20 protein-coding genes are annotated in these 19,485 nt (G+C 68.5%); 10 read left to right on the top strand and 10 right to left on the bottom strand.

What is annotated here, in order from left to right; translation table 11 throughout:
* The first annotated feature begins 170 nt into the window (after window positions 1-170).
* Window positions 171-1,076 (top strand): 16S rRNA (adenine(1518)-N(6)/adenine(1519)-N(6))-dimethyltransferase RsmA, encoded by a 906-nt coding sequence (rsmA, locus tag ACFXIV_RS09770; RefSeq protein WP_379397519.1) that lies wholly within the window; start codon window positions 171-173, stop codon window positions 1,074-1,076.
* 200 nt (window positions 1,077-1,276) lie between these two features.
* Here the strand turns inward: rsmA and ACFXIV_RS09765 are convergent, their stop codons facing one another.
* Window positions 1,277-1,660 carry a hypothetical protein gene (locus tag ACFXIV_RS09765; RefSeq protein WP_379397521.1) on the bottom strand — a complete coding sequence of 128 codons (384 nt, stop codon included), beginning with the start codon at window positions 1,658-1,660 and terminating at the stop codon, window positions 1,277-1,279.
* A 212-nt stretch (window positions 1,661-1,872) separates the two neighbouring features.
* On the opposite strand from ACFXIV_RS09765, the gene ACFXIV_RS09760 reads away from it, so the two are divergent.
* Entirely contained in the window at window positions 1,873-2,472 is a 600-nt protein-coding gene (locus tag ACFXIV_RS09760; RefSeq protein WP_379397523.1) for a DUF4126 domain-containing protein, read from the top strand.
* 8 nt (window positions 2,473-2,480) lie between these two features.
* On the opposite strand, the gene ACFXIV_RS09755 is transcribed toward ACFXIV_RS09760, so the two are convergent.
* The 4 genes from ACFXIV_RS09755 to ACFXIV_RS09740 all read right to left on the bottom strand — a co-directional run bounded on the left by ACFXIV_RS09755 (window position 2,481) and on the right by ACFXIV_RS09740 (window position 6,445).
* Entirely contained in the window at window positions 2,481-2,981 is a 501-nt protein-coding gene (locus ACFXIV_RS09755; RefSeq protein WP_379397525.1) for an LpqN/LpqT family lipoprotein, read from the bottom strand.
* A 121-nt stretch (window positions 2,982-3,102) separates the two neighbouring features.
* Window positions 3,103-5,346, bottom strand: a complete 2,244-nt coding sequence (locus ACFXIV_RS09750; RefSeq protein ID WP_379397527.1) for a heavy metal translocating P-type ATPase — start codon at window positions 5,344-5,346, stop codon at window positions 3,103-3,105.
* Window positions 5,343-6,242: a hypothetical protein gene (locus ACFXIV_RS09745; protein ID WP_379397529.1), complete on the bottom strand. Its 900-nt coding sequence runs from the start codon at window positions 6,240-6,242 to the stop codon at window positions 5,343-5,345. The genes ACFXIV_RS09750 and ACFXIV_RS09745 overlap by 4 nt, the downstream gene beginning before the upstream one ends.
* Complete coding sequence (locus ACFXIV_RS09740; RefSeq protein WP_379397531.1) at window positions 6,239-6,445, bottom strand: heavy-metal-associated domain-containing protein; 207 nt, start codon at window positions 6,443-6,445, stop codon at window positions 6,239-6,241. Before ACFXIV_RS09740 ends, ACFXIV_RS09745 begins: the two co-directional genes overlap by 4 nt.
* Before the next feature lie 121 nt (window positions 6,446-6,566).
* Here ACFXIV_RS09740 and ACFXIV_RS09735 point away from each other — a divergent pair, with 121 nt between their 5' ends.
* Complete coding sequence (locus tag ACFXIV_RS09735) at window positions 6,567-7,490, top strand: 4-(cytidine 5'-diphospho)-2-C-methyl-D-erythritol kinase (RefSeq protein ID WP_379397533.1); 924 nt, start codon at window positions 6,567-6,569, stop codon at window positions 7,488-7,490.
* 126 nt (window positions 7,491-7,616) lie between these two features.
* Window positions 7,617-9,425, top strand: a complete 1,809-nt coding sequence (locus ACFXIV_RS09730; RefSeq protein ID WP_379397535.1) for an ABC-F family ATP-binding cassette domain-containing protein — start codon at window positions 7,617-7,619, stop codon at window positions 9,423-9,425.
* Window positions 9,426-9,631: 206 nt separating this feature from the next.
* Here the strand turns inward: ACFXIV_RS09730 and ACFXIV_RS09725 are convergent, their stop codons facing one another.
* Window positions 9,632-10,534: an Abi-alpha family protein gene (locus ACFXIV_RS09725; protein WP_379397537.1), complete on the bottom strand. Its 903-nt coding sequence runs from the start codon at window positions 10,532-10,534 to the stop codon at window positions 9,632-9,634.
* A complete protein-coding gene (locus ACFXIV_RS09720; RefSeq protein WP_379397539.1) occupies window positions 10,525-12,036 on the bottom strand; it encodes a hypothetical protein in 1,512 nt (503 codons plus the stop codon). Before ACFXIV_RS09720 ends, ACFXIV_RS09725 begins: the two co-directional genes overlap by 10 nt.
* A gap of 157 nt (window positions 12,037-12,193) precedes the next feature.
* Between ACFXIV_RS09720 and ACFXIV_RS09715 the strand changes: the two genes are divergently transcribed.
* On the top strand, window positions 12,194-13,075 hold the full coding sequence (locus tag ACFXIV_RS09715) for a DUF4393 domain-containing protein (protein ID WP_379397541.1): 882 nt from the start codon (window positions 12,194-12,196) through the stop codon (window positions 13,073-13,075).
* 83 nt (window positions 13,076-13,158) lie between these two features.
* The gene (locus ACFXIV_RS09710) at window positions 13,159-13,680 is read left to right on the top strand and encodes a nuclear transport factor 2 family protein (protein ID WP_379397543.1); all 522 of its coding nucleotides are present in this window, start codon (window positions 13,159-13,161) and stop codon (window positions 13,678-13,680) included.
* 67 nt (window positions 13,681-13,747) lie between these two features.
* On the opposite strand, the gene pth is transcribed toward ACFXIV_RS09710, so the two are convergent.
* Window positions 13,748-14,329: an aminoacyl-tRNA hydrolase gene (gene pth, locus ACFXIV_RS09705; protein WP_354836056.1), complete on the bottom strand. Its 582-nt coding sequence runs from the start codon at window positions 14,327-14,329 to the stop codon at window positions 13,748-13,750.
* A gap of 25 nt (window positions 14,330-14,354) precedes the next feature.
* Window positions 14,355-14,954: a 50S ribosomal protein L25/general stress protein Ctc gene (locus ACFXIV_RS09700; protein ID WP_379397545.1), complete on the bottom strand. Its 600-nt coding sequence runs from the start codon at window positions 14,952-14,954 to the stop codon at window positions 14,355-14,357.
* Between the two features lie 426 nt (window positions 14,955-15,380).
* Between ACFXIV_RS09700 and ACFXIV_RS09695 the strand changes: the two genes are divergently transcribed.
* On the top strand, window positions 15,381-15,632 hold the full coding sequence (locus ACFXIV_RS09695; RefSeq protein WP_379387449.1) for a hypothetical protein: 252 nt from the start codon (window positions 15,381-15,383) through the stop codon (window positions 15,630-15,632).
* Window positions 15,633-15,811: 179 nt separating this feature from the next.
* Window positions 15,812-16,309, top strand: a complete 498-nt coding sequence (locus tag ACFXIV_RS09690; RefSeq protein WP_379397547.1) for a hypothetical protein — start codon at window positions 15,812-15,814, stop codon at window positions 16,307-16,309.
* 98 nt (window positions 16,310-16,407) lie between these two features.
* Here ACFXIV_RS09690 and ACFXIV_RS09685 read toward each other — a convergent pair whose 3' ends face one another.
* Window positions 16,408-17,073: a lysophospholipid acyltransferase family protein gene (locus ACFXIV_RS09685; RefSeq protein WP_379397549.1), complete on the bottom strand. Its 666-nt coding sequence runs from the start codon at window positions 17,071-17,073 to the stop codon at window positions 16,408-16,410.
* Window positions 17,074-17,171: 98 nt separating this feature from the next.
* On the opposite strand from ACFXIV_RS09685, the gene ACFXIV_RS09680 reads away from it, so the two are divergent.
* On the top strand, window positions 17,172-17,741 hold the full coding sequence (locus tag ACFXIV_RS09680) for a TetR/AcrR family transcriptional regulator (protein ID WP_379397551.1): 570 nt from the start codon (window positions 17,172-17,174) through the stop codon (window positions 17,739-17,741).
* A gap of 98 nt (window positions 17,742-17,839) precedes the next feature.
* Complete coding sequence (locus tag ACFXIV_RS09675; RefSeq protein ID WP_379397553.1) at window positions 17,840-19,459, top strand: peptide chain release factor 3; 1,620 nt, start codon at window positions 17,840-17,842, stop codon at window positions 19,457-19,459.
* Window positions 19,460-19,485: the final 26 nt, after the last annotated feature.

The following is a 19,485-nucleotide window of genomic DNA, read 5'->3' as shown; positions in this document are numbered from 1 at the left end:
GGTGAAAGACCGTGCGACATGGCGGATTTGGTCCGGCGCGCGCGGCCGCCACGCCCGCACGAGTGAGCTGGCAAATGCATAGCTAACTTCAGTGTTAGACTCCGCGCGCCATCGCGCTCGCGGTGTGACCGGGTGCCGGGTGATTCACCCAGCTTGATAGGTTTTCCAGAATGTCCGAACCCGAAGTCGCCGGTCGTGGAAAAGCCGCCCTGCTGGGGCCCGCCGAAGTGCGTGAGCTGGCCGAGCGTTTCGGCGTCCGCCCGACCAAGCAGCTCGGGCAGAATTTCGTCCACGACGCCAACACCATGCGCCGCATCGTCGCCACCGCGGGCGTCCACCGCGACGACACCGTGCTCGAGGTCGGTCCCGGCCTTGGCTCGCTGACCCTGGCGCTGCTCGACGTGGTCGACCGGGTCATCGCCGTCGAGATCGACCCGACCCTCGCGGCCCACCTGCCGCAGACCGCCGCCGCCCGCGCCCCCGAGCTCGCCGATCGGCTGACCGTCGTCCCCATGGACGCCATGAAGGTCACCCACGCCGACCTGCCCGCCGCGCCGACCGCGCTGGTGGCCAACCTCCCCTACAACGTGGCCGTGCCGGTGCTGCTGCACCTGCTGGCCGAATTCCCCAGCATCCGAACCACTCTCGTCATGGTGCAGCTGGAAGTGGCCGACCGCCTCGCCGCCACCCCCGGTGGCCGCATCTACGGCGTGCCCAGCGTCAAGGCGGGCTTCTTCGGGACGGTCCGCCGCGCCGGAACCGTTGGCCGCCAGATCTTCTGGCCCGTACCCCAGGTCGAATCGGGACTGGTGCGCATCGACCGCTTCCCCGAATCCCCCTGGCCCCAGGACGAATCCTTCCGGCGGCGCGTCTACGCCGTCATCGACGCCGCCTTCGCCCAGCGCCGCAAGACCCTCCGCGCCGCCCTCGCCGGCTGGGCCGGTTCCGCCGCCGAAGCCGAAAAGCGCCTCACCGCAGCCGGAATCGCGCCCACCGCCCGCGGTGAAACCCTCGACACCTCCGCCTACGTCCGCCTCGCCCAGCAGGATTGCGCCGAAGACTCGGGTGATCAGTAGGGGACCAGGTCACCGGAGCGGGCATGGACACCCTCGTCCGTCGGCGCGGTCGAGCGCATTTCCGTCACATGTCCAGGTGTGACCGCGCCGGCCGGAGGGGTCGACGCGGTCACGCGGAAGATCGACGTGCGGGATGCTTCGCGGTTTGCCGGCAGTGCGCCGTTATGGCACCCGGTCTGTCCGGGTGTGCTGGGTCGTGATCAGATCGCTGCGGGGACGTCGATGGTCAGCTGGGATGGGCTGGGGTTCGTGCTCACCTGGGCGGAAACCTGGCCCGAGCCTTCGAGGGTGAAGAAGGCGGCGTGCCAGCCGTAATGGCTGTCGTACTCGGTGGTTTTCGTCTCGGTCCTGCTCGTGCCGTTGTCCAGGTTCTGCATGGTGACAGTGGTGGAGATTTCGCAGCTTCCGGGCGCTGCCAGCAACGAGTCGAGGGTATTGGTGTCGGGGGTGAAGTTCACCGTCACCGTGGCCCAGCTGTCGACGAAGTTATCGCCCGTTTGACCCTGATTGGCCGACAGCTGGGCATCGGTCGTGCCCGAGCACCCCGGCGTGGAGCCGGTGACCTGAGCCGAATCGAAATTCATGGGGTCCGCAGTTGCTGGACCGGCCGGTACCAAGAATGCCAACATCGGGAGGATCGGTACTGCCGCGATCTTCAGTGCGCCTCGCTTCATGACTCTCGTCCTTCCTCACGCATACCGCGGGGATAAGGCAACTGGTCGGCAAACCGCCACCCCACGCTACTCGTCGACCGCGGCATCCGACTGTCCGGGGCTTCGGCGCTCACACTGGGGGCATGGAGATCACGTCGGCTGTAGGGGCGGTTCTCGGGGCCTTCGGGCTCTCGGGGGCGGCGGGATTGAATGCTTGGCTGCCGCTGCTGGTGGTGGGGGTCGCGGATCGGGTCGGGTGGATCGATCTGGGGAGCTCGTACGGGTGGTTGTCGTCGACTCCCGCGTTGATCGGTATCGCGGTGCTGTTGGTGCTCGATCTCGTGGGGGACAAGATCCCGGCCTTGGATTCGGTGCTGCACGGCATCGGGACGCTCGTGGCTCCGGTGTCGGGGGCGATCCTGTTCACGGCCGAGGCCAGTCTGTCCTCGCATCTGCCGCCCGCGGTCGCCGCGGTCCTGGGCGCCGTCACCGCGGGCAGCGTGCATGCCGGTCGGACGGTGGCGCGACCGTTGGTCACGGGAACGACTGCGGGCGTGGGGAATCCAGTGGTTTCCACCGCCGAGGACGGAGTCTCACTGGCTCTCACGATTCTGGCGCTGGTAGTCCCGGTGGTCGCCTTCATCGTGCTGCTGATCGTGCTGATCGGGCTGGGCCGGTTGGCATTCCGGGCGGTTCGACGGCTGCGCGGCAGGCGCGGCTCGAGCAAGCTCGAGCCGCGCTAGGCGGCGGGTCAGGCCGAGATGGACAGGCCCTGGAGCAAGGTGGTGGGGCCGGCGCCGTCGCTGTCGCTGCGGGTGGTGATGGTGAGCTGGACCAGGTACTGGCCGTTGTCGGACTCGACGATGATGTAGCGGTTGTAGGCCCAGAGGGTGAGCTGCTCGACGTTGTAGGTGCCGGTGATGCCGGCGGACGGCCAGCCCTCGAAGTCGGTGGTGTCGGTTTCGAGGTCCTCCCAGCCGGGGAGCCGGCGGGCGTCGTCGAAGGCGTGGGTGAGCAGCTCGCGGGCATCGACGGGCGGGGTGAAGGTGGCGACCAGCACTACGGCGTTGTCGGCCCAGCCGTTTACGGGGGTCTGGGTCCAGACGCCGTAGGAGCCGGGGAACATGCTCGGCGGAACCTGCTGCCAGCCTTCGGGAATGCCGACGGCGACCTTGGGGGCGCCGGGAGCTGCGGGGTCGACCGGGGCGGCCTCGATCTGGGCGGCGGCCAGGTATTCGGCGATGGTGGTCAACGGGGCTCCTCGCGAGGGGACGGCGGTGGTCACCCGCCATTCAACACGATGCAGCAGGGCCGCCCGGATCCGGTGATCGGGGCGGCTCTGCCGGTATCGCGGGACGAGCGATCGGTGTCGCTCATCCGCGAAAGCGGCGCAGTCGCAGGCTGTTGCTGACCACGAACACGCTGGACAGCGCCATGGCGGCACCGGCGAGCATCGGGTTCAGCAGGCCGGCGGCAGCCAGCGGGATGGCGGCCACGTTGTAACCGAAGGCCCAGAACAGATTTCCCTTGATCGTCCGCAGCGTCGCCCGCGAAAGCTTGATCGAGGTCGGCACCGCGCGCAGGTCGTCACGCACCAGGGTGAGATCGGCGGCCTGGATGGCGACGTCGGTCCCGGTGCCCATGGCCAGGCCCAGATCGGCCTGGGCCAGGGCGGCCGCGTCATTGACGCCGTCGCCGACCATGGCGACCACCTTGCCCTCGTCCTGCAGCTGCTTGACCACGTCCAGCTTGTCGCTGGGCAGCACCTCGGCGATGACCTGCTCGATGCCCACCTGATCCGCGACCGTCCGGGCGGTGGCCGCATTGTCGCCGGTCAGCAGCACCGGGGTGAGGCCGAGCGCCTTCATCTCCGAGATCGCCTGGGCACTGGTGGGTTTCACCGCATCGGCGATGACCAGCACGCCGCGCGCCTGCCCGTCCCAGGCCACCACGATGGCCGTCTTGCCCGCCCGCTCGGCCCGGATCTTGGCGTCCGCCAAGGACTGCGGCAGCGCGATGGACCAGTCCTCGAGCAGCTCGACGCGTCCGATGACCACTGCCCGCTCGCCGACCAGACCCTGCACACCCTTGCCGCCGTGGCTGACGAACTGCTCCACCTTCTCGGTGTCGAGTCCGCGCTCGGCCGCACCGGCGACCACGGCCCTGGCGACCGGGTGCTCGGAGCCGTGCTCGACGGCCGCGGCCACCGACAGCAGCTCGTCGGCATCCACGCCGGCGCCCGGAATCGCCTCGGCGAGCGTCATCTTGCCGGTGGTGACGGTGCCGGTCTTGTCCAGCACCACGGTGTCGATGCGTCGCGTCGACTCCAGCACCTGTGGGCCCTTGATCAGGATGCCCAGCTGCGCGCCGCGTCCGGTGCCCACGAGCAGAGCCGTGGGCGTGGCCAAGCCGAGGGCGCACGGGCAGGCGATGATCAGCACCGCCACGGCCGCGCCGAAGGCGGTCGCCACGGCCGCGCCGGTGCCGAGCCAGAAGCCGAGCGCCGCCACCGCGATCGCGATGACGATCGGCACGAACACGCCCGCCACCTGATCGGCCAGCCGCTGCACGGGAGCCTTGCCGTTCTGCGCCTCCTCCACCAGCGCGGCCATCTGCGCCAGCTGGGTGTCCGCGCCGACCCGGGTGGCGCGCACGGTCAGCAGGCCGCCCGCGTTCACGGTCGCGCCCACCACCTGATCGCCGGGACCCACCTCGACCGGCACCGATTCGCCGGTCAGCATGCTCATGTCGAGCGCCGAACTGCCGCTCACCACCGCACCGTCGGTGGCGACCTTCTCACCGGGACGGACCAGGAACTCCTCGCCGACCCGCAGATCGCCGATGGGGATGCGGGTTTCGACGCCGGCCCGCAGCACCGACACGTCTTTCGCGCCCAGCTCCAGCAGCGCCCGCAGCGCGGATCCCGCCTTCTCCTTGGACCGGGTCTCGAAGTAGCGGCCCGCCAGAATCGCGGTGATCAGCGTCGCCGCCACCTCGAAGTACAGCGCCGACGACGAGTCGCCGCGCTCGATGGCCAGGCTGAACGGGTGCTTCATGCCGGGCATGCCGGCCGTGCCCCAGAACAGCGCGTACACCGACCAGCCGAAGGCGGCCAGCGTGCCCAGCGAGATCAGCGTGTCCATGGTGGCCGCGCCGTGCTTGGCGTTCACCCACGCCGCCCGGTGGAACTGCGACCCGCCCCACACCACGATCGGCGCGGTCAGGGTCAGCGACAGCCACTGCCAGTTGGTGAACTGCAGCAGCGGGAACATGCCCATGGCGACCACGGGCACGGCCAGCGCCAGCGTCACCAACAGCCGGTGCCGCAGCTGATCCGCCGCCGCCGACGGGGCCGAATCGGATTCGGCCGCCTCGGTTTTCACCGGTTCGGTGTGGTGCACGGCGGCGGTGTAGCCGGTGTCGACGACCTTGGCGATCAGGTCATCGGTCGTCACCGACTCCGGGAAGCTGACCTTAGCCTTCTCGGTCGCGTAGTTCACGGACGCGGTGACGCCGTCCATGCGGTTGAGCTTCTTCTCGATCCGGGCCGCGCAGGAGGCGCAGGTCATCCCACCGATATCGAGTTCGATCGAACGCTCGGGCGCCGGGGCGCTCATGAGTGACCTCCTCCGTGGTGGGCGGGCGCATCCGAATCGGATGCGGCAGTGGATGCTTCGTCGGTGAATTCCGCGGTGTGCACCGCGCCGCCGTGCTGGAAGTCCAGGTACAGGCGGTAGTTGCCGTCACTCGGCGCTTGCGCGTGGAAGACGACATCGGGGCCGGGTGCGGTCCTGCCGACCTCGCCCTCGGGGTGGACGTGCAGGTAGGCCAGGTCCGTGGCCCGCAGCGCCACCAGGTGAGCGTACGCGCCCAGGTAGGGCTGCAGATCGGTCACCGGCTTGCCGTCGCGGGTGACGGTGAAGGTGACTTCGCTGCCCGCGGTGGTCAGGTCGCCGTCGAGGGTGACGCGGTAGCCGTCCACCTCGGCGGTCTTCGCGACCGGTGGCAGTGGCTTGCCAGTCACGTTCCCCGCGACCGCGATGGTGCGGCTGAGCACCAGTTCGCCGGGCCCGCCGGCGGGGGAGAAGTCGGCGAACACGCGGTAGCTGCCGGGTTCGGCCCACTTCCAGTCGATGGACCAGGTGCCGTCGGCGGCCCGGGTCGGATGCACGTGCCGGAACTGGCTCGCGTCCGAGCGGACCACGATCAGGTGCAGGTCCTTCTCGTGGAGGTCGTTGTAGCGGGTGACGGCGCCCTGCGGTCCGGTGATCCGGAATTGCAGTGCGCCTTGCTGATCGGGGGCGGCGGGAGCGCTGATATCGCTGAGGGTGTAGCCGGAGAGGCTGTCCTGCAGGCCCGTCGCCGCGGCGGCTTCGTGCCGACTGTGGTCGGGGGCGGCCTCGGCCGGGGCCGCGCCGGACCGGTCGCCCACCAGGGCGCCGATGCCGAGCGCGGCTCCGAACAAGACGACCAGTCCGCCGCCGAAGGCGGCGAACTTCAGCCGATCGTTCACACCGCCACCTCGTAACCCGCTTCATCGACGGCGGCGACCACATCGGCGTCGGTGACCGGGGCGGCGGACTCAACCTTGACCAGGCCGGTCGCGAGATCCACATCCACGCTGGTGACACCGTCGATCTTGCCGATCTCCTTCTGCACCGAACCGACGCAGTGGCCGCAGGTCATGCCGGTGACGGTGTAGGTGCTGGTGGCCATGGTGGTCTCCTTCGCTCGCTGTTCATACGGTGAGGGGGTATCCCCGACACCCAGAAACATACCCCCCATGGGTACCTGACGCAAGTACTCGAACGGGAAATCTGTCGACTAGGCTGTGCGCGTGCTCTCAGTTGTGCCCAGCCCCCTCGTTGTGCGCGCGCCCGCGAAGGTGAACCTGCACCTCGGGGTGGGCGACCTGCGCGAGGACGGCTACCACGACCTCACCACGGTGTTCCAGGCGTTATCGCTCAGCGACGACGTGCAGATCTCGCCGTCCTCGGCGCTACGCGTAAAGGTTGTCGGCGAGGGAGCCGACGAGGTTCCCACCGATCGCGGCAATCTGGTCTGGCAGGCCGCCGTCAAGCTGGCCGATATGGCCGGACGCGCTCCGCTGGTGGAATTCGCCATCACCAAGGGCATTCCGGTGGCGGGCGGCATGGCCGGCGGTAGCGCCGACGCCGCCGCCGCCCTGGTCGGCCTGAACGACCTGTGGGAACTCGGCCTCGGGCGCACCGAATTGTCCGATATCGCAGCCGAACTCGGCAGCGACGTCCCCTTCTCCCTGCACGGCGGCACCGCCCTCGGCCGCGGCCGCGGCGAGGAACTGCTGCCGGTGTTGTCCCGCAACACCTTTCACTGGGTGCTGGCCCTGGCCAAGGACGGCCTGTCCACCCCGGCCGTCTTCCGCGAACTCGACCGCCTGCGCGAAGTCGGCGACCCACCGCGACTCGGGAGCCCGGAGGAACTGTTGCAGGCGCTGGCCTCCGGCGAGGCCAAACAGCTCGCCCCGCTGCTCGGCAACGACCTCCAGGCCGCGGCGCTCTCGCTGAAACCCGAACTGCGCCGCACCCTCCGCGCGGGCGTCACCGCCGGAGCCCTCGCGGGCATCGTCTCCGGCTCCGGCCCGACCTGCGCCTTCCTGTGCGAGAGCGAGGAGGCCGCGGTCACCGTCGCCGCCGAACTCGCGGGCGCCGGAGTCAGCCGCAGCGTCCGCACCGCCCACGGCCCGGTCCCGGGCGCCCGCCGCATCGCAGGCGACAACTGATTTCGTAAGGTTCCGGGTAACTCGTCGGGTACGGGCTAAGTCTCCCCGTACGCGACCGCCGGTCCGCAACGTGAGGTGAGTAGGCTCTTTCGGTTCGGCGAAAGGCGCGGAGAGGCGGAATTGTTCATGGCCAACCTGATCAATCTGGAAGCGGTCTCCAAGAGCTTCGGTATCAAGCCGCTGCTCGACAACATCTCCCTCGGGGTTCAGGAGGGGGACCGGATCGGTGTCGTCGGTCTCAACGGCGGTGGCAAGACCACGCTGCTGGAAGTGCTGACCGGAATCGAGGAGCCCGACTCGGGGCGCGTCAGCCGTCGCGGTGATCTGCGCATGGCCGTCGTCACCCAGCGCGGCGTGCTGCCCGAGGGCGCGACCGTCGGCGAGGTCGTGCTCGCGGGCCTGGCCGAGGACCAGCGCACGGACGGTGTCGCCGAACACGAATGGGCGTCCAATCCGCGCATCCGGTCCGTGGTCGAGGGCATCGGTATCGCCGACCTCGGCATGGACACCCCCGTGGCCAACCTCTCCGGCGGCGAGCGCCGCCGCACCGCCCTGGCCGCCGCCCTGGTCCGCGACCTCGACCTGCTGGTCCTCGACGAGCCCACCAACCACCTCGACGTCGAGGGCGTGCAGTGGCTCGCCGAGCACCTGCTGAACCGCCGCAGCGCGCTGGTGGTCGTCACCCACGACCGCTGGTTCCTCGACACCGTCGCCACCCGCACCTGGGAGGTGCAGGGCGGCCGGGTCGAGACCTACGAGGGCGGCTACAACGACTGGATCTTCGCCCGTGCCGAACGCGTCCGCCAGGCCGACGCCAGCGAGGCCCGCCGCCAGAACCTGGCCCGCAAGGAACTCGCGTGGCTGCGCCGCGGCGCGCCCGCCCGGACCTCCAAGCCGCGCTACCGCATCGAGGCCGCCGAGGCCCTGATCGCGAATGTGCCGCCGCCGCGCGACACCGTCGAGCTGGCCTCCTTCGCGCGAAAGCGCCTGGGCCGCGTGGTGATCGAGCTCGAGGACGCCACCCTCGCCACCCCGGACGGCCGGGAACTGGTGACCGACCTGACCTGGCGGCTCGCCCCGGGCGAGCGCGTCGGCCTGGTCGGCGTGAACGGGTCGGGCAAGACCACACTGCTGCGCGCGCTCGCCGGTGACGCGGACCCGAAGTCCGGCAAGCGGATCCAGGGCCAGACCGTCAAGATCGGCTGGCTGCGTCAGGAACTCGACGACCTGCCGCTGAACATGCGGGTGCTGGAGGCGGTCCAGGACGTGGCACAGCGCATGATGCTGGGCGACAAGGAGGTCAGCGCCGGCCAGCTGGCCGAGCGGCTCGGCTTCACCCCGGCCAAGCAGCGCACCCCGGTCGGCGACCTGTCCGGTGGCGAACGCCGCCGCCTGCAGCTGACCCGCATCCTCATGGCCGAGCCCAATGTGCTGCTGCTCGACGAGCCCACCAACGACCTCGACATCGACACCCTCCAGCAGCTCGAGGACATGCTCGACGGCTGGGCGGGCACCCTGGTGGTGATCTCCCACGACCGCTACCTGATCGAGCGCATCTGCGACTCCACCTGGGCGCTGTTCGGCGACGGCAAGCTCACCAACCTGCCCGGCGGCATCGAGGAGTACCTGCGCAAGCGCGCCGGCCTCACCGCGGCCAAGACGGCCGCTCCGGTCAAGGCCGCGGCCCCCGCCGGCGCGAATTCCGCCGCCCCGGCGACGGATTCGGCCACCTACCGCGCGGCCCGCAAGGAGCTGGCCAAGCTGGAACGCGCCCTGGAAAAACTCACCGACCGCGAGGACAAGCTGCACGCAGCCCTGGCCGAGGCGGCCACCGAGCCGGACAAGCTGGTCACGCTCGGCGCGGAACTCAAGCAGGTACAAGCGGAAAAGGAAGCCACAGAAGAGCGCTGGCTCGAACTAGCCGACAACGCCTGAGCCAGGGTCACACAGGTACGGCCAAACCGTCACGCTCGCCGTGGTTCTTGCGTATGCCAAGGCGACAACTGATTTCGTAACGGTCGGGGTAACTCGCCGGGTACGTCCAAAATCGGTTAGGCACCTGACCGCAGCACGGATGCATGGCGTTTTACGGCTCCTCAGCCGTCCGCTGAAGTCCCGGGGAGGCGGGGGAGCATGGCGTTTTACGGCTCCCCAGCCGCCCGCTGAAGTCCCGGGGAGGGGGAGTCCAGGGACGGCACTGGCAGGCAGGTGCGGGTGAATCCCGCGCCGAACGAGGTCAATTCGATGGTCCGGTACATCACCTTGGTGCCGAAGCTGGCTCGCTTGAGCAGTCGGCGTACCTCCGGCATGGCTTCGAGCAACTGGTAGCGGTTCGGATTGCCCAGTGCCTCGCGGGTGATGTCGATCAGGCCCAGCCGGTCCAGATTCGTCAGATATTCGTCGATCCGGTTCGGATACCGCAGCGCCGCATCCTCGCCCAGCAGGTTGAAAACGCCGCGGTAGGCGGTCCGCCCGGTCTTCACCTCCACCGCGGGCTGCGGCCCGTCCAGGTACAGGTGCCGCACCACACGCGCCTCGTCGGGCGCGAGCTCGCCCAGGATGCGGGCGTACGCGGTGTGATGGTGGTTGTCGTCCTCGGTGTGGAAATCGGCGGAGCGGCGCAGCAATTCGGCGCCGCGGGCGCGCAGCACGCCGGCGGGACTGGACTCGGGGGCGATCTCGGCGGCCTCGGGCGCGGTCACGCCCAGCGCCTGCCGGACCGAATGCCGCACCTGCGCGCCGGCATCAGAGAGGATCTCGCGCGGCGGCTGCCCGGCCATGCTGCCGCGCAGCACCACCGAGGTCACGCCCAGCGCGGTCTGCAGGCTCCAGAAGCTCGCCTCGACCGCGGCCGACATCGCCACTCGCACCACCCCGGTGGCGGCGCGCACCGGCCCGGCCGCGCCCCGGCGCTCGGTCGTGTCGACCGGCACCGGCAGCGGCGCGGCCTGGCGAACAGCGATATCGGTGCCGGTATCGGCGGGATCGTCCTCGCCCGAACCTGATTCGGCGCGCCCACCGGTGGACGAGTCGGTCATATCCATGAGGTGGCAACTCCTGTTCCGAAGATCAGGAGGTGAGCGTAACCGGCGAACAGGCCCAGCGCGCCGCCATGGACGAACAAAAGCCATTCGTCCTGTTTGATGGCCGAACGCAGCATGTCCACGAACTCCGGCGGGGCCAGCGCCGACATTTGTTTGGCGATGTACTCCTGCACCTGCTTGCCCTGCTGCACATTGAAGGCCGGGTCGGCGAAGGCGATCGGCGCGATGGTCATCGCCTCGGAGGTGAAGGTGTCCTGCAGCGAGTCGTACTCACGGCTGCCCAGCGCGAACTTGACCACCGACCGGGCCGGGCCGAGCGCCCGGTCGGCCGCCGGCTTGAGGGTGTCCTGGAGCATCTGCATGGTGCGGTCTGCGCGCGGCCCGTTGAGCAGCTCGTCGCCGATATTGGCGACCGTCATGATCTCGCTGGCCACCAGGGCCGCGTACCCCTCGGTGATCTCCGGCTGCCGCTTGATGAGCAGGCCCTGCCGCCACGGGCACCACCACTTCGGGTAGGCCGGTTCGAAGATCAGGTTGATGCCGATCCAGTTCACCACCCAGCCGATGATCACCCCGCCGACCGGCAGCACCACCGGCGACGACCAGCCGGTGAAGTGCAGGATGGCGACCAGCACCAGACCCATGGGCGCACCGAAGTAGAAGCCGAAGTTCTGCATGAATCGCAGTTCCTTGGCGCCCAGCACCTGGAACACCGAGTTCAGCATCTGCGGCCGCGCCTGGAAGTAGCGAATGGTCATCGACTTGACGTCCAGCAGCTGATCGATGTTCTTGCCGAGTTCATCGGTGAGTTCCCGGAGAATATCGGGCAACTGTTCGCGCACCCGGCTGTGCACCATCTCACGCAGACCGGTCGGCAGGTTGTACCAGAACTGCGGATGTTCGCGCTTCAGGATGTCCTCGACAATGTCGCGAATCTGAAGGTCCGCAATTTCAACAAAATGTTCAGCGAGCTTGTCGGGTTCCAGTTCCCGATAGAAATCCGCGACGCTGCCGAGTTTCGCCAGCCCTTTGTCCACCGCGATGCTGGCCATCTTGTCCGCTCGCGACGGCACGATCCCCTGCCAGCCGATCCGGCCGTCGTACTGCAGCAATGGCAGCACCTGAATGCGCTTGGGCAGCAATGGAAACAACGCCGCCAGGCCCGGCAGCCGAAACCCGTGGAACCGGATCGGCTTGAACAGCATGAGCACACCGGTCCAGTTGGTGATATAGCCGATCACGCCCGTGAACAACGGGATGGTGATCAATTCCAAGAGGATGGTCGGACGCACCCCAAAAACACTTTCCAGCACGACACCCTCCTGCCGACCCGCAACGCACCGCCGTTGGCGTTGACAACCCCTCGGCGGTTCGGACCTTACTGGTTCTTTAGGAATCGAGTCCAGCGGGGAGTGTCTGAGTCGGAGATCTCGGTCACACTGGCCGGGCTCGATGTTCCTCTCTCTCGATAGGAACACGAGAATGGCACGGACCACATCCATATCGCGCCCTGTGCGGTCGTGTTGGGGGTCATGTGCGTCGTTCTGCGGCGGACGTGGACTGGGGTAACCTTCGTCTGGCTCGCGGGTTCAACGTGCCCGAAGGTCCGTCGGGGGCAATAATCTGTGGACGATTGTGTTCACCTGGCGATATTCGGAGATGGACGTGGCGGAAGACAGGATCCCGGGGCAGGACGTGGCCCGTCCGGGACCCCGTGCCGTGGAACGCAGTTCGGATGTGGAGAAGCGGCAGATCAGCAATGAGGCCCGGCTGATCCGCGGCGCCTTCCGGGCCGCCGGCCTGGCGGTCGGCACCGCGGTGCGAGGGACCGAGTGGGCGGTCGGCACCAGCTTCGAGATCACCAAACAGCTGACCCAGGCCGCGCTGGACGGCGAGTCGTCGGCCGATATCGCCGAGCGCACGGGGGCGGCGTTGCGGTCCATCGCGCGCAGTGCGCTCGGCGTCACCGAGGGTTCGGTGCGCGAGATCGTCAGTTACGTACCGACTCCCATGGGTGCGCCGCAGCCGGCCATCACCAACGGCCTGGTGCGCTCGGTCACCAACGAGGACCTACGCCGGCGCGGCGACGCGCTGCTGGCCCGGTCTGCCGACGTCTATTTCACCGAGGACGTGCACCCGGCCTACGACCGGATCCTCGATCAGCTCGCCCCCGACGAGGCCCGCATCCTGCGCTTCATGGCGCTGCAGGGTCCGCAGCCGTCGGTGGACGTCCGCACCAACCGGCCGTTGGGCATCGGTTCCGAGCTGGTCGCCGGGGACCTGACCTCGGTTCCGGAGCAGTCCGGCGTCCGCTACCCGGACCGGGCCCGGCACTACCTGATCAATCTGAACCGCCTCGGCCTCACCATGACCTCGGAAGATCCGGTCGTTTTGTCGCGATACATGGTGCTCGAGGTGCAGCCCGTCGTGGAGCAGGCGCTGAAAAAGGCCGGTCGCGTGCCCAAGATCGTGCGAAAGAGTCTGCGACTGACCGAGTTCGGCGAGGATTTCTGCAATACCTGCTTCAGCATCAACGGCTGAGTCGGTATCCGGCTGATAGCGATCCGGTACAAATCTGTGCCGATCCCTGAAGGTTTCCTACACCTGATGGGATGGTTGAAGGTATGGATTCCGATGCCGTCGCGGCGATCAGCCGGCTGAAGTTCCGTTACCTGCGCGCGCTCGACACGAAGGCGTGGGACGAGTTCGCCGACACGATGATTCCGGAGGCCACCGCCACCTACAGCGAGTACCTCCAGTTCGAATCGCGCGACGCCTTCCTGGCCTTCATGCGCAACACCCTGGGCCCGCACGTCATCACCGAACACCGCTGCGACCACCCGGAAATCGACGTCCACGGCGACGAGGCGACCGGCACCTGGTACCTGGCCGACACCGTCCTCATCCCGGGGCACAACATGCTGCTTCGCGGTGCGGCGTTCTATTCGGACCGCTACGTCCGCTGTGACGACGGGCAGTGGCGCATCGCGCACACCGGATACGAGCGCACCTATGAGGTGGTGCTGTCCCTGTCGGATCTGCCCAGCCTGCGCCTGACCTCGAGCCGCTGGGGGCTGATCGCCCGCGAACCCGCCGAGGCGCCGCGCGTCGAACCCAGCTCGGACGGGACGGGCACAGTCGGCTGACGCCACCGGGCCGCGCGCTCACCGCGCCGAACCTGTCGTTATCGCTGGGTGCCGAATGCGTTGCGCGTCAGTGCAGCTGGTTCTGCGCGGTTTCCAAGCCCACGCGCAGCAGCAGTTCGACCGCGTCGGCGGTCTGCTCGACGATCACCGGAACCTCTTTGCGTTCCGGCGCGGAGAAGGGCTTGAGGACGTAGTCCGCGGGATCCTGGCGCCCCGGCGGGCGGCCGATGCCGAAGCGGACGCGCAGATAGTCCTTGGTGGTGAGGGCCTGCGAGATGGAGCGCAGCCCATTGTGCCCGCCCTCGCCGCCGCCGCGCTTGAGGCGGATGGCGCCGAAGGGGAGGTCGAGCTCGTCGTGGACGACGATCACCTCGGTGGCGGGCACGGAGAAGAATTTGGCCAGCGCCGCGACGGGCCGCCCGGACAGGTTCATGTAGGTGCGCGGCTTGGCCAGCAGCACCTTGCGCCCGTCCAGGCGGGCCTCGAGCAGATCCGCGCCGGACTTCTTGTGCACGGTGAAACGGCCGCCGACGCGCTCCGCGAGCACATCGGCGACCAGGAAACCGACATTGTGCCGGGTGCGCTCGTATTCGGATCCGGGATTACCCAGACCGACCACCAGCGCGGGCCCGGCCGTTGCCTCGGTCATCGAGAACCGTTGTGGGAGTAGGGAGTTACTCCGCGGCTTCCTCGGAAGCGGCGGCCTCGGCCTCTGCCTCGGCGGCGGCGGCCGGGGCGGCGATGATGTTGACGATCAGGGCCTCGGCGTCACCGGCCAGGGCGACACCCTTCGGCAGCTCGATCTGGCCGGCGGTGATCTGGGTGCCGGCCTCGACGCCCTCGATCGAGACCTCGATGGACTCGGGGATGTTCAGAGCCTCGGCCTCGATGGACAGGGTGGTGGCGTCCTGGGTGACCAGGGTGCCGGCGGCGGCTTCGCCGACCAGGGCGACGAGCACGTCGGCGGTGACCTTCTCGCCGCGGCGCACGATCAGCAGGTCGGCGTGCTCGATGTAGCGGCGGATCGGGTGGACGACGACCGACTTGGTCAGCGCGAGCTGCTTCTTGCCGTTGATGTCGAGGTTCAGGACGGCGTTGGTGCCGTGCTCACGCAGGATGGCAGCGAACGCCTGGGCGTTCACCGACAGGTGCTGCGGCTCCTCGTTGTGGCCGTAGAGCACGGCCGGGACATTGCCGTCGCGGCGGGTACGGCGGGCAGCGCCCTTACCGAACTCGGTGCGTACGGTGGCTTCGAGAAGGTTGGCGTCGGACATGACTGTCTACTCCCTACGGCTCGTCCGGCTGTAATGTCAGCGTGTCGCCAGGCGACGTGGGCCGCCCTGGCTGAGGTTGGTCTGCTCGTCGGCGAAGACCAACATGGACGGCCGAATAGGCCGAGCCGCGTCGATCACGGTGGGCAGTTGGGTGCCGCACCCTCGCCGAGACAACCTGACGACTCTAACACGCGGCCGGAACGGCTCTGCGCCACCCCCTGGGTGGCCGGGTGCGGGGCGTGCGTTCCCAGGAATTGCACAGGAATATTTTCACTCTTGTTTCCGGCAATCTGACACACTACCATTTCGCATCACTCCGCCTCGCGGGGAATGCTTTGCGCCATAGGGAAATGCGCCCCCATTTCCGGTGCCGGGCAATTCGAACGACACGCTGAGTAGCTTGTCTTCCGAGTAAGGATCAGTTTGATGAAGAACATCCGCCGGTTCGGTCTGAGTGCCGTGGGCATCGCCGCCGTCTCCGCCACCGTCGCCCTCACCGCCCCGGTCGCCGCGGCCGATTCGAATGCCAACTGCCCCCCGTCCAACTCGGGCGGAACCAGCACCGGCAGCAGCTCGACCACCCTGGGCCCGCTCATCAACAACATTCTGAGCAGCCTGGGCGCCCTGAGCGGCCACGGTACTTCGACGTCCAGCGGCAACGCTTCCTCGGTCGGCTGACGAAAACTGGGCTGCGACCGGCGGTCGGTTATCTGTTTGCCTCGCTGTCGTGACCGGTTCGGGTGGTCGTCACCGTTTTCCGCGGTAATACCGCTTCGGGTAGCGGTGACGCCACTCCGGTGCTAGGCAATTTGATCGGCACGCTGAGTAGCTTGTCTTCGAAGTAAGGAAACAGATTCATGAAGAACATCCGCCGGTTCGGTCTGGGCGCCGCGGGCATCGCCGCCATCTCCGCCACCGTCGCCCTCGCCGCCCCGTTCGCCGCCGCGGACACCTCCAACAACGGTATGACCGTGGTCGGCAGCAACTTCCAGACCGGCACGGCGTACACCATCAACATCATCACCGGCGTTCCCGGCGTCACCGCCAACGTGTACGACACCAACGCCTCCAACACCACGGTGTCGGTCGGCTCGGCGACCTCCTCGGGCTCCACCCAGGCGTCCGTGCAATGGACCCCGGCCACCTCGGGCTCGCATCACCTGTGGGTGGTGCTGAGCGGCGGCTCCCAGTCGGTGCCGACCTCCGGCCCGGTGGATGTCACCGTCTCCGACCCCTCGACGACCACCACCACGACGGGAACCGGTAGCGCGGGCTCGCTGATCCCGCTGATCAGCAACCTGCTGAGCAGCCTCGGCGCCTCGACCTCGAACGGCGCCTCCTCCCAGGTGGGCTGACGTTCCGGCTGACGGCCGGTTGCCCGGAACCCGCGCGGGGGTCCGAGCAACCGGCCGTTCTGTTTACCGGGCCGTCTCGATATACGCGGCCCGATCGATTACGCGGCGTCTGCGGCTTTGAACGTGGCCGCGTAGCAATCGACGTACGGGCGGCCGGAGCGGCGCACGATATCTGCCATGAGCTCGTCGGTGGCCCGGCGCACGGCCGGCTGATCGGCGGGCGGGATATAGCGCGGGTGGCCGAAGGAGATGCCCACCTTGGCCGGGCGCAGGAAACGCCGATTGCGCGGATTGACCCGATCGGTGCCGGACAGCACGACCGGGATGACGGGAGCGCCGGTCTCCATGGCCACCCGGACCGCGCCGGTGCGTCCGCGGTAGACGCGGCCGTCGGGTGAGCGGGTCCCCTCCGGGTGAATGCCCCAGATACCGCCCGATCTGAGAATGCGGACCGCGGCGGCCAGCGAATCCGATCCCGCGGTGCCGCCGCTGCGATCCACCGGCACCTGGCCGGTGGCATTCATGACGAAGCGTTTGATGCGGCCGCGGAAGCCGCTCCCGGTGAAGTACTCCTGCTTGGCGATGAAGGTGACCCTGCGGCGTAGTACCAGGGCCAGGTAGAACGAATCCACCACGGCCAGATGGTTCGCTGCGATGATCACCGGGCCGTCCTTCGGAACATGGTGCAGCCCTTCGATCTTCGGTCGCCCGAGGAGTCGCAGCACCGGCCCCACCAATACCTGCTTCAGTAGCCAGTACCACATGGAAAGCCTCTCGAATCGTGGCGAGTAGACAATGTCTACTCATTGTTCCTACCGGACCGGAGTAGACACTGTCTACCCTTGTCGGCAGAATGTGACGCATGACTTCGCTCGAGCCGCTGCGGGAACGCCTGGTGACCGCGGGTGTCGCCCTGCTCGAGGAGGTCGGCTCCGGCGAGCTCGGCCTCCGTGCCATCGCCCGCGAGGCGGGAGTCTCGCACGGCGCCCCCCGGCGATATTTCCCCACCCACAGTGCCCTGCTGGCCGCGATCGCCGCGCGTGGCTACACCGACCTGCGCACCGAAATCGATGCGGTGCAGGGTGATACGGCGCCGGCGCGGGTGCGGCGCACCTGCCTGGCCTACATCGGTTTCGCGGCCGCGCGGCCGGAGATGTTCACCCTCATGTTCCGCCACGACCTGCTGGAGGGCGCGGGCGAGAACCTGCGGGCGAACACGACACTGCCCATGTTCGCAAGCTGGCGGGCACTGGTCGCCGAGTGCGTGCGCGACGGCGCGGACGAGCGGGCCCTGAGCCTGTGGACCCAGTTGCACGGCATCGCGGTGGTGGTCGCGAATCGCAGTATCGAGGCGATCGCGCCGGGGACCGATATCGAAGCGCTGGTCGCGCAGGCTGTCGCCCGGCACCTCGCAGGGCAAACCGGCGGATAGCGTGCCGGACCCGGACGCCGCTGGACCGGCCGGTCGGGCAGAGGGGCCGGTCACGTACCCTGGGGCGGTTGCCTCGTCTGCACAAAAAGGAGTCCCCCGTGAGTTCCCCGACTGCCCCCTCAGCTACCGCCGGTCGGCTGGCCGACGAGGCGGCGCGGCGGCGCACCTTCGCGGTGATCTCCCACCCGGACGCGGGTAAATCGACGCTCACCGAGGCGCTGGCGCTGCACGCCAAGATGATCTCCGAGGCGGGCGCGATCCACGGCAAGGCCGGCCGCCGGTCCACCGTCTCCGACTGGATGGAGATGGAGAAGGCGCGCGGTATCTCCGTCAGCTCCACGGCCCTGCAGTTCGAGTACGGCGACTGCGTCATCAACCTGGTGGACACCCCCGGCCACTCCGACTTCTCGGAGGACACCTACCGCGTGCTCACCGCGGTGGACGCGGCGGTCATGCTCATCGATGCCGCCAAGGGCCTGGAACCGCAGACGCTCAAGCTCTTTCAGGTCGCGCGCGATCGCGGCATCCCGGTCATCACCGTCATCAACAAGTGGGACCGCCCGGGCCAGGCGCCGCTGGAACTGCTGGACGAGATCGTCGAGCGCATCGGCCTGACCCCCACCCCGCTGTTCCTCCCCGTCGGCATCGCCGGCGACTTCCGCGGCCTGCTGCGCCGCGGCGAGGAGGGCACGCCCACCGAGTACATCCACTTCACCCGCACCGCGGGCGGCGCGACCATCGCCCCCGAGGAGCACTTCACGCCCGAGCAGGCCGCCGAGCGCGAGGGCGATGTGTGGGCCACCGCCGCCGAGGAGAGCGAACTGCTCTCGGCCGCCGGGCAGGACCACGATCAGGAACTGTTCCTGGCCGGGCACACCTCGCCCGTCATCTATGCCTCCGCCATGCTGAACTTCGGTGTGCGCCAGCTGCTCGACACGCTCGTCGAGCTCGCGCCGCCGCCGCGCGGCCGCAAGGACGTCAAGGGCAATCCGCGCGATACCACCGCGCCGTTCAGCGCCGTCATCTTCAAGGTGCAGGCGGGCATGGACACCGCGCACCGCGACCGGCTGGCGTTCATGCGCATCGTCTCCGGTGAGTTCGAGCGCGGCATGGTGGTGACCCACGCGCAGACCGGGCGGCCCTTCGCCACCAAGTACGCGCTGACGGTGTTCGGCCGCGAGCGCACTACCGTCGACACCGCCTACCCGGGTGACGTGGTCGGTCTGGTCAACGCCACCGCCCTCGCTCCTGGGCACACCCTGTTCGTGGACAAGAAGGTGGAGTTCCCGCGGATCCCGTCCTTCGCGCCGGAGCACTTCGCGACACTGCGCGCTCAGACCGCGGGCAAGTACAAGCAGTTCCGCAAGGCCATCGACCAGCTCGACTCCGAGGGCGTGGTGCAGGTGCTGCGCAATGACGCCCGCGGTGAGCAGTCGCCGGTGCTGGCCGCGGTCGGTCCCATGCAGTTCGAAGTCGTCACGGCCCGAATGCAATCCGAGTTCAATGTCGAGACCCAGCTCGACCACCTGCCGTACCAGCTGGCCCGGCGTACCGACGCGGAATCGGCGGAGGAACTGAACCGGCAGCGCGGTGTCGAGGTCTTCACCCGCACCGACGGCGTGCTGCTCGCGCTGTTCAGCGACAAGTGGCGGTTGCAGTACATCACCAAGGAGATGCCGAAGCTGACCCTCGAACTCCTGGTCGCTGGAACGGAATAGCCGGTGCCGCGACCCACCCCGGGGCC

It is taken from the genome of Nocardia sp. NPDC059236 (assembly GCF_042754085.1).
Classification (GTDB): Bacteria; Actinomycetota; Actinomycetes; order Mycobacteriales; family Mycobacteriaceae; genus Nocardia.
This window is presented reverse-complemented; position numbering and strand designations above follow the sequence as displayed.